Below are 9,148 nucleotides of genomic sequence, written 5' to 3'. Positions count from 1 at the left end.
TGCACAACCCAGGTTTTGAGGGTTTCCGCTGGTCAGACCAGCTTGGTTGTGGATCTTCCCTGCGAGTTGTTGTCGCTGGTGGGGGCAGGGATGCGGGTCAGGGAGGCAGTCAGGGGAAAATCCCTGCAGCACTGGTGGTCCCCTGCCCGCTTCCCTGGCCCGTGACGAGGGTGCGGAGCGTGGCCTCAGGCCTCGCCGGCGTCGTCGTCGTCGCCCTGCTCGATCTCACGCAGAGTGATTGCTTCGGTGACGTCGTCGGCCCGCACGAGGCTGTCTCCGTCGCTCTTGCGGATCGGGACCTGGGCGTCCCGCAGCGCCGCGGCGAAGGTCTTGCTGGTCCACTCGCCGTAGTGACCGGGGTTGAGGTCGATCAGCGCCCGCAACGCGACGGCCGTGCGGATCTTCTGCTCGTCACCCAGCACGCGCCCGAGGTCGACCAGGAAGTCCACTTCGGACGACCCTTCGTCATCGTCGCTGGTCGACGGGGGGACGTGACCGGCACGTAGCTGCATGGCACGGTCGGTGACGTCGGCTACCTCGTCGCTGGTCAGGTAGAAGCTGCGCAGCAGACCGGGCTTGGCCATGATGCCGCGCACCATCGCCGTGCCGACGTCGCCAGGGCCTTCGGAGGTCGCGGCCTCCAGGCTGACCGCAGAGATACCGGCCTTGTAGGAGCCGGTACCGAGCACGGCGTCGTTGGACTGCTGGTCACCGATGGCGAAACAGGCCTTGCACGAGGTCACCGCAGTGACCTTGCGCGGCAGCGACGCGGTGGAGGCTTCCGGCGTGGCGAACATGACCGTGATCGCGTACTTGCGCGCGGCGAACACGAGCTTGGCGATCACGTCGGCGGCTTCCTCGCCGAACTCCTTGTGCATGAACAACGCCTGGCACTCGTCGATCACGATCACCCGTGGCCGCAGGCGGACGTCCTTCTCCGCGAGCTTGCGTGACACCGCACGCGCACCGTGTTCCTTGAGCGCCTTGCCGCGCACGTCCAGGTCCGCGTACAGGGCGTTGAGGGTGTCCAGACAGGCCTTCACGGTCTCGTCGTCCGCACCCGTCCGCAGGCTGCGCAGCCGCGGCTTCATCGGGTCGTAGTCGGCGTTCTCCGCGAGCACGAACACGTCCACCTCGACCAGCGGGTCCAGGATCGCCCCGGACACGAGCGTGATGTACAGGCTCGACTTACCCGAACCCATCTCGCCGGCAGCGGCGTAGTTCTTCTGGAACAGCTGCGCCACAACGACTTCACCACGGATGTTGATCCCGACCGGGATACCGGTGAAGTAGTCCGCGGGTCCGTCGACCTCCAGCAGCGGCCACGCCTCGACCGGGCCGGACAGCGCGCCCTGATCGGCCACCCACAGGTCCAGCACACCGGGCTGTTCCTTGGGCTCGGACGGCCACACCTCGACCGGCAGCCGCACGAGGTTGTGCGCGAACACGGGCTTGCGCTTGACGATCTCCTCCACCGGCACACCCAGCGGCATCACGAGCTGCATCCGCCAGCCCTTGCCGTCCCGGTGCGGCGGCATCACCCAGGTCGGAGCGACGCTGCTGCCCCACCCCTTCTTGAACGCCTCCTTGAGCGTCGGCAGACCAGACAGGTGCCGCAACGCGGTCAACACGGCCGACTCGTCCGGGATGATGCTGCGCCCGTCCGCCGGCGTGGCCTGCGCGTCCACCGCCCACATCGGCAGCGTGCCCCGCTCACGACCGACCGGGATCACCCGTGCCGCCCATGCCAGCGCACCCGCAGCAGCCCAGGCAGGCCAGTAGCTACCCGCCGGGGACATGTCCGCCACGGTGGACCAGAAACCGGTGACGTCGTGCCACCGGTCGGTCAGAGACCCCGCACCCACCATCGCCTGCACCGCGGCGTAGCCCAGCACCAGCACGTGACCGGACCCGAGCAGTACCACGGCACCGCCGGACCACCGCAGGATCTCGATACGCCGCGCACGGCCACGCTCAGCGGCACCGCTGCGGCGACGCTCCAGCGTGTCCTCCAGCTCCCGCAGGACACGCAAGTCCTCGGAGTTCTTTCCGTTGACGCGCAACGTGGTGATCGCCTGTTCCAGGTCAATGTGCTTGCGGCGGTTACGCCGTTCCGCACGGCGGATGCGCGACCCGGCGACGGCGTATCCGGCGGTGCGCACGACCGCGCGGCCGGCGGTGCGGGTCCGCTCGTGCGTGACCCCGGTTCGCACCACGCGCATTACGGCCTTGGTCGCGACGATCGCCCGCTGAGAAGCAAGGCGCTGGTCGAGAGCGGCACTGTCTTCGTCGGAGACGATCTCGCCGTCGAACACCTTCGGCTCGATCTCGCCGGCGGGCAGGTCAGCGGTTCCGGGTGCGCGGTGCGGGTGCAGTTCGTAGACCGTGGCGTCGGGCTGCTCGTCGGGACCGGTCGCGCCGGTCGGGGACGTGACAGTCATCGCTGCACCTCAGACGTGTCGTGGGACAGGTGGACCAGAGCAGCCGCGCCACCGAGCACCAGCACGGGCAGACAGGACACCAGCGTGGTGATCTGCCAGGGAGCCGACGTCATACCGGCTTCCTTCATCAGGTGGTAGGCGACCTGTCCGCTCATGCCCAGGACCAGGGCGGCAAACGTGGACCACATCGCGAACCGCCGCGCCAACGCGGTCTTGGTGTGGTCGAGCCAGACCCGCATGGCGAACGCGGCGTAGGCCTCCATACCGAGCGGGAGCGTGATGGCCGTGTTGATGGTCCAGTTGTCGGCGATACCGGGCAGCGGCGCGACCGGCCCGAAACCGGTGAGCTCACCCAGCCCCACCCAGCCACCCCAGATGGCCACGAACGCACCCAACGCGATCACGTACAGCGGCACGTTGCGCCACCGGCCCGACGTCGCCGGCGGAGTCGTGACGGATGCATCCTGGACGCTTGCGTCACGAGAGGACGGGACATCGGCCGACACCGGCGCAACCTCAACGGATGCAAGCGGTTCTGCGACCGGGGCAACCTCGTGCACAGCCTCGTTCACGGCCGGGGTGAGGTCGCTTGTAGACGTCATCGGGGACAGGTCGGTGTCGGCCTGGTCGTCGTCGGTGTCCGGCGTGTCCGTGGCGGGGACGACCTGCAACCGGCGGGGCACGGCCGGAACCGGCGTGGTCTCGGCTGCCGGGTCGGCGGGGTTGAAGCCGGACGCCTTCAGGGCCGCCAGCGCGCCCGCGGCCTTGGGGTGGCCCACGTTGCATTGCTGCCTGATCTGCCGCAGCGACGGCCACGCCCCGAGGTCGGTGGCCATGCTGCGCACGCGGTCGGTGAGCAGGTCGAGGCTGGTCGGGTAGGCGCTGGTCATCGAACGACCTCCTTACGGGCCTGAACGCCGAAGTGGGCACGGTGTCCGAACACCGCCGGGCGGGGCACGGACAGGTTGCGCAGGGCGAAGGCCACGGCCAGGCCGGCGATGGCGAACACCGCGAACTGAACGCTGGGGTTGTCGGCCGTGGCGTGCACGGTCAGCCACAGGCCCAGGCCGATCCCGGCGCCGGTGAGCAGCAGCTTCCACAGCGCGATCACGGCCACGAAGGCGAGAGCCGTGGCGAACAGCAGGACGGGGGTGGGCAGGGAGGTCATCGCACGGCCTCCGGGCTCCCGTTGCTGCGCAGGACGAGGGCGTCGTGGGAGAACTCGGCAGCCAGGGCGACGGCGTCGGTGTGCTGCGGGTGGGACAGGTCACCGGTGATCGGTGCGAGCAGCCGAACGGCCGTCTCGAACCAGTCGGCCACTGCGGCGTTGCCGGCGTCCAGGCCGGGGGCAAGGGTGACCCAGCCGGACAGGACCTCGCACATCAGAGGCGGGGAGGTGGTCGTGTGTTCGGGGATGATGGTGGTGGACACTGTGATTGCCCTTCGGTCTGATGATCGACTGATCGATGGGTGGGAATCCCGGGCTGGTGGAATGTCTGGCCGGACGGCCACCAGTCCGGGGCGAAGTCAGACAGCGGCGGTGAGCAAGGCCGCTATGAACAACCAAAACCAGTGCCACGACTGGTCAAGCGCGTAGGCGCCGGTACCCAACGAGGGGTTGTCGTCTCGGTCAGCGCGCGGGACACCGAGCCGGTAAAACTCGGTCTTACCGAGCCGCGCCACCAGTCCAGCGAGCGTGAAACGCCTGTCCGCCCAGTAGTGCGTGACAGCAGAGACGGCCTGGCCGACGACGAAACCCGCCAGGCTGATGGACAGGCCGAGAACCGTCCACAACAGACCGACCACGGCCGCCGTGATGACGGTGTAGGACAGGACGTGCGCGGCGCAGGCAACGCGGCCGGCGTGACCGTGCTGCCCCTTCGTGGCGGCCTGATGGCTGGTCTGCGCCCAGTGGTCAGCCACGTTATGAGCGACCAGCAGCGCGGGCAGCACAGCGGCGAACGTCAGTGCGTGCATCAGGCGGCCTCCGTCCCGAACGGCGTGGACGTACGGGCCTGGATGTGCAGCACGCGAACGGTGCCGTTGAGAGTGCGGTTCTCGATGCGGCGGTCCCGCTGCCTGAGCGCCGTGCCGTCCAGCAACGCGGACGTCGGGGCGAACGGCAACTCCTCCAGTTCGTCCTGAACGTCGGCGATCAGCGTGTCAATCGACGCCTCGGTCAGTCCGTCCGGGCTGAACCGAATGAGGTGTGGGTTGGGCATCCGCTCTCCTTCAGCTTGACTCCCCTGGCTAGTCAGGTGGAGTGCTGGAGATGAGCCTGGCCTACATGGCTAGTCATGTCAAGTGGTTGGCTGAAGAAAGGCTGTCTTGGCTAGTCAGGGCCTGTAGGCTCTACGTCATGACCGACGCGTTGCAGCATCTGACGGACCTCGACCCAGACGATCCGCGCACGGAGTCGCAGCAGATCGCTAACAAGCTGCGCGCAGCGATCTTGACACGCAAGCTGCAGCCAGGGGACAAGCTTCCATCTCAGCCGGAGCTTGCGACCCGGTACGGAGTGGCGCGAGAGACGGTAAAGGCGGCTCTTCGCGTTCTGGCCAATGAACGCCTGATCATCAGTAGGCAGGGGAGTGGAACGTTCGTTCGCGCACAGACCGAGCGCCCGGTTGGTCTGCGACCGCACGTTGAAGCGGCATTCGAGCGTGCGCATGTCGCGATCGACTTCGCTGGCTTCGGCGCTGAGACGCTTCGGAACACTCTCTCTGAAGTGCTCGACAAAGTCCGGGCAGGACGGCTCACGCCGGAGTCGATCGCAATTCGAATCATGGTCTCCGATATGAGCGTGCCAATGGCACTGCCGTCCCGGGCAGACACGGCGGCGGACGATCCTGCTGTCCGGAAGCGCCAGGGGCGCATCACGAGGCGAGCGATTGAAAGCATCGTGGACGACGTTGAGGAGCTTGCTGACCTGGGATTGGTAAAGTCGGCTACCGCTCAGGTTAGGGTTCATGGTGTTTCGCCGCTGTTCAAGCTGTACATCTTGAACAGCGAGGAAGCGTTCTTTGGCTTCTATCCAGTGGTTCAGCACGATGTGACAATCAATGGCGAACCTGTCTCCATCTTCGATCCGATGGGGAAGGACGCAACCCTCTTTCAATACTCGATCAGCGAGGGCGAGGACACTTCTACTGCGGCGGAGTACGTAACCCAGGCTCGAACTTGGTTCGACTCCCTCTGGAACACCATCTCTCGGGAGTACGCCCGTGACTGATCTTGCTCGGATGCTTCGTGCTGCGAAGGCAGTATTCTTCGATTTCGATGGGCCGGTCTGTGGTGTATTTGCGGGCTACCCGGCGCCGAATGTGGCAGCGGAGATGCTCAAGGTGCTTAGCGTTGAAGTAGGTGAGCTGCCTGCGTCGATTGTCCATGAAACAGACCCGATGGAAGTGCTTCGCTGGACGTATCAAAATCATCCGAGCCTGGTGTCGCTTGTGGATGACGTTCTGTTTGCGGCGGAAAGCGTTGCGGTTGAAACTGCTGTGCCAGCTCGGTGCGCTCATGCTGCGATCGAGGCGGTGCAGCGCCGAGGTCAGGCGGTCGCTATTGTGAGCAACAATTCTGCTCCGGCTATTGAGAAGTATCTTCGCGTGCACGGGCTGATCGAATTTGTGCATTTCGTAGCAGGTCGACCCTATGCGGAACCGACGCGCATGAAACCCAACCCGGATGCGCTGATTCGCGCTGTGAATGCGCTCGGGGTTAAGCCGGAATCGACCGTGCTTATTGGTGACACGGTCACGGACATTGAGGCATGTTTGCTCGCCGGCGTGCATCCAATCGGTTACGCCGAAAGGGGTAGTCGGCGCGAGGCGCTTAAGGGGGCGGGTGCAGAGGTGGTGATCGAAAGCATGGGTGCTCTGCTGGCAGCGACCGAGGCGTGAGCGGCACGCACAGCCCGAGGTGAGCACGACTGCTGTAGCCGGAGGGGTTCTCCAGGGGTCGGTAACAGCGGTAACTGCGGTAACATCGCAGGTCAGAGCGTTACCGCAGTGGGGTCTGTTACCGATCGCTGCGGTAGCCCGAGTACCTCGGCTGCGCGCGGGGAGCTGCGGTTTCGTTGCCGGCGGGCACGTCTTCGCTGGTGATGAGACCGCGATCAGTGCTGGTACCACCGAGAAGCATGCCCCCTCCGGCTACAGCCTCTGTGTCGTCGGCTACCACGTGGTTACCGTTCTGATCGGTAACACTGCCTCTATCGGTAACGCTCTGACCTGGACTGTTACCGCAGTTACCGCAGTTACCGCTATCTGAGGGACGGGCATCGATCTAGGGGAGTTCGGAAGGCTCGCAATTGCGCCACAGTGGTGGCCGCTGGAGCTCCCATTGCCTCGTGATGTGACCGGCACACCTGCTTCAGTGGCCCTGACTGTCTGCGTTTGCGCTGGTCAGCGGCCTTTGTCAGTGTTGGGTTGTATGGTCTCGGCCTGGCAAAAGATCGAGTATGGGGGGATACCCAGGTGCATGCGTGGTCGCTTCTCGTAGCGCAAGGCAAGCGCAGCTTTCTCGGCAATGAAGGCTATGCAGACGTAGAGGACTCCTACTACGTCTACGACGACGGGGTTGCCTATCACAAGCAGGTCGCTGAGGGTGATCTTGTCGTGCTGCGCAACAAGAAGAAGGCATTGGGCGTCGCGACGATCCAGTACATCGAGGTCAAGCTCGACTCCGCGAAGCTTCGCCGTCGGTGCCCGCACTGCAGGAAGACGCGCTTCGGACGCAACGGCGGCGGCACCACTGTCTACCGCTGCGGACGTAGGGACTGCGGGAAGACCTTCGACGAGCCTCTAGAGCGAGAGGAGCCAGTGAAAGGCTTCGAAGCTCACTACGAGGGCACGTGGCGAGCGATCAGCGGCGCCATCACGGCTTCCCAGATGGAGAGGGTCACCAACAGCAAGGCCCGCCAGAACGCGATCCGTCCACTTGACCTTGAAGGCATCGAGAGGTTGTTGGCCGGTGCACACGTGCCGATGCCACCCAAAGCTTCGGGAGGCAAGGCCGGCAAGCCGATCGCCGGAGGCGTTGCCAAGGCGCTCGTAACTGTTCGGAAAGGACAGAAGGAGTTCCGCAACGCGCTGCTAGAACGCTACGGCTTGGTCTGCATGATTACCGGCCTCAACCCTGAACAGGCGCTGCATGCCGCGCACCTGCGGGCCTTCGCGAAGCATCAGCGTCACGTGCCCGAGGAAGGTGCACTCCTCCGCGCGGACATCCACCAACTCTTTGACCTAGGCATGATTGCCGTTGATCCCTCAAACTTGACTGTCGTCGTGGACCCGAGGCTGAAGGCCTATCCGGGATATCGCGATCTTGAGGGCCAGGCTCTGCAGGTGCCTACCGGCAAGGCGCCGTGCCTGGAAGCGCTACGCGATCACCATGCGCAGGCCACTTCTCGTTGGGTGGCCGTGTAAAAGCAGGACCTTGGGGCTAATTCAGTTGACAACTGCGAAACCGGGCCTCTTGTGCTAAAAGGGTCGTGGTCGGGGGAGATCGCGCATAGCGAGTGTGAACAATGAAATCGTTCCAATGCCGGCCGTTGCGATCGCAATCCAGAGAAATGGGTTTCCGGTGTCAAATAGGGTTTGGGCCACCACTCCTGTGCATGCTTGACCGTCGGGCAGTAGTCTGTCGGGGTGGGTTTGACAGTGAAGTTGTTCGAGCTGACTAAACTTGGAGGGCGCTAGGGTCGCAATGTAAACAATGAAAGAGATCAATCCAGTGGCTATGCCTGCAAGGGCGATCTCGGGGCCAAAGCTGCTGTGTGTAGACGCGCGCTTCTGTAGTTCAAGGGTTTCTGTGACGAAATCGGTGTCGATTAGGGACTGATCCAGTTCAGGCTTCCCGTTTCCTGAAACGATTACTTCTACTCGCCAGTATCCTTTTCTTCGAAGGAGGCCTGGACCGAATTCGATGGTGTTATCATCATGATTTACCTTAATGGGCGATTTGGTCTTGCTCTGCTCTAAAGCTGGCCCGATTATGTCGACTATTTTGGAGTCGAGTCGCACTTTGAGTGGAGAGTTGTCGTGAAAAAGCGTGCTTGATATATCTTTTGCTCCTACATTCGCGATTGTTGCCGCAAGCACGTGAGGATTAGGTACCTCTATGTCCCCGTAGGATACCGTTATCAAGTTATCGTGGGGGCCGCCGGTATTTACGAGGCTGGTATATTTGTAATTAAATGATAGGCGGGCGCGTCGCGTTCCCCAGCGCCGAGTGATGATGATTGATACAACTATCGCGAGTATGCCTATCGCGATGCTCGCGATGCTTAACATGTCGCCTCTGGTCAAGTCGCTCACGCCGTCAAGTGTGAACCCGCAGGTGGCCAGGTTGCCGCAAGCGGAGGCGAAGTGTCGCCGAAGTGTGTCTAGCTGGTTGCTCGACCTGGTTGCTCGACCGAGATTGGCTTGAGGTTCGCCGCTTGTGCCTTGGGCCTTGGCGGGCGGGGGCGCCAGAGCTAGTCGATCTTCGGGGCGGGTGGCGATGAGGTGTCTTTGGGCTTGGTACTGACCTTGAGTTGTATCGGATTTCTGGTTCTAGGCTGCGACTTCACCTATGGCGAGCTTGGGTACTCGGAGTCGAGGATGATTGCGTGCATTTCGGTCGCCTGGGGCGGCTGATGCGCTGCCTTGGATGTCCCGCGGACGTGGCTGAGATCTGCTGTGCCGACCTGGGGGCTCGTTGGG

The 9,148-nt window shown here is 63.8% G+C and carries 10 protein-coding genes; 3 read left to right on the top strand and 7 right to left on the bottom strand.

The annotated features are described in order from the left end of the window. Positions 1–185 precede the first annotated feature (185 nt). From ACWF7A_RS40910 to ACWF7A_RS40885, 6 genes are all read right to left on the bottom strand, one after another. Positions 186–2,441, bottom strand: coding sequence for a zonular occludens toxin domain-containing protein (locus ACWF7A_RS40910; protein WP_452255852.1), 2,256 nt, complete (start codon positions 2,439–2,441; stop codon positions 186–188). Beyond that, positions 2,438–3,331: an ABC transporter permease gene (locus ACWF7A_RS40905; RefSeq protein ID WP_452255851.1), complete on the bottom strand. Its 894-nt coding sequence runs from the start codon at positions 3,329–3,331 to the stop codon at positions 2,438–2,440. The genes ACWF7A_RS40910 and ACWF7A_RS40905 overlap by 4 nt, the downstream gene beginning before the upstream one ends. After that, on the bottom strand, positions 3,328–3,609 hold the full coding sequence (locus ACWF7A_RS40900) for a hypothetical protein (RefSeq protein ID WP_452255850.1): 282 nt from the start codon (positions 3,607–3,609) through the stop codon (positions 3,328–3,330). Before ACWF7A_RS40900 ends, ACWF7A_RS40905 begins: the two co-directional genes overlap by 4 nt. Beyond that, positions 3,606–3,872 carry a hypothetical protein gene (locus ACWF7A_RS40895; protein WP_452255849.1) on the bottom strand — a complete coding sequence of 89 codons (267 nt, stop codon included), beginning with the start codon at positions 3,870–3,872 and terminating at the stop codon, positions 3,606–3,608. Before ACWF7A_RS40895 ends, ACWF7A_RS40900 begins: the two co-directional genes overlap by 4 nt. A gap of 96 nt (positions 3,873–3,968) precedes the next feature. Then, positions 3,969–4,418 (bottom strand): DUF3307 domain-containing protein, encoded by a 450-nt coding sequence (locus ACWF7A_RS40890; protein ID WP_452255848.1) that lies wholly within the window; start codon positions 4,416–4,418, stop codon positions 3,969–3,971. After that, positions 4,418–4,663 (bottom strand): hypothetical protein, encoded by a 246-nt coding sequence (locus ACWF7A_RS40885; RefSeq protein ID WP_452255847.1) that lies wholly within the window; start codon positions 4,661–4,663, stop codon positions 4,418–4,420. Before ACWF7A_RS40885 ends, ACWF7A_RS40890 begins: the two co-directional genes overlap by 1 nt. Before the next feature lie 137 nt (positions 4,664–4,800). On the opposite strand from ACWF7A_RS40885, the gene ACWF7A_RS40880 reads away from it, so the two are divergent. The 3 genes from ACWF7A_RS40880 to ACWF7A_RS40870 all read left to right on the top strand — a co-directional run bounded on the left by ACWF7A_RS40880 (position 4,801) and on the right by ACWF7A_RS40870 (position 7,870). Beyond that, positions 4,801–5,673: a GntR family transcriptional regulator gene (locus tag ACWF7A_RS40880; protein WP_452255846.1), complete on the top strand. Its 873-nt coding sequence runs from the start codon at positions 4,801–4,803 to the stop codon at positions 5,671–5,673. After that, on the top strand, positions 5,666–6,343 hold the full coding sequence (locus tag ACWF7A_RS40875; protein ID WP_452255845.1) for an HAD family hydrolase: 678 nt from the start codon (positions 5,666–5,668) through the stop codon (positions 6,341–6,343). Before ACWF7A_RS40880 ends, ACWF7A_RS40875 begins: the two co-directional genes overlap by 8 nt. A gap of 495 nt (positions 6,344–6,838) precedes the next feature. Further along, positions 6,839–7,870, top strand: coding sequence for an HNH endonuclease (locus tag ACWF7A_RS40870; RefSeq protein WP_452255844.1), 1,032 nt, complete (start codon positions 6,839–6,841; stop codon positions 7,868–7,870). A 54-nt stretch (positions 7,871–7,924) separates the two neighbouring features. Here the strand turns inward: ACWF7A_RS40870 and ACWF7A_RS40865 are convergent, their stop codons facing one another. Continuing rightward, complete coding sequence (locus ACWF7A_RS40865) at positions 7,925–8,761, bottom strand: hypothetical protein (protein WP_452255843.1); 837 nt, start codon at positions 8,759–8,761, stop codon at positions 7,925–7,927. Positions 8,762–9,148: the final 387 nt, after the last annotated feature.

It is taken from the genome of Lentzea sp. NPDC055074 (assembly GCF_053608005.1).
The sequence above is the reverse complement of the archived record's forward strand: the minus strand, read 5'-3'. Positions and strand labels throughout refer to the sequence as shown.

What these genes read in the sequence shown, in the direction of transcription:
- ACWF7A_RS40910 (WP_452255852.1), bottom strand. Translation starts at nt 2,441, where the DNA reads ATGACTGTCACGTCCCCGACCGGCGCGACCGGTCCCGACGAGCAGCCC.
- ACWF7A_RS40905 (WP_452255851.1), bottom strand. Translation starts at nt 3,331, where the DNA reads ATGACCAGCGCCTACCCGACCAGCCTCGACCTGCTCACCGACCGCGTG.
- ACWF7A_RS40900 (WP_452255850.1), bottom strand. Translation starts at nt 3,609, where the DNA reads ATGACCTCCCTGCCCACCCCCGTCCTGCTGTTCGCCACGGCTCTCGCC.
- ACWF7A_RS40890 (WP_452255848.1), bottom strand. Translation starts at nt 4,418, where the DNA reads ATGCACGCACTGACGTTCGCCGCTGTGCTGCCCGCGCTGCTGGTCGCT.
- ACWF7A_RS40885 (WP_452255847.1), bottom strand. Translation starts at nt 4,663, where the DNA reads ATGCCCAACCCACACCTCATTCGGTTCAGCCCGGACGGACTGACCGAG.
- ACWF7A_RS40880 (WP_452255846.1), top strand. Translation starts at nt 4,801, where the DNA reads ATGACCGACGCGTTGCAGCATCTGACGGACCTCGACCCAGACGATCCG.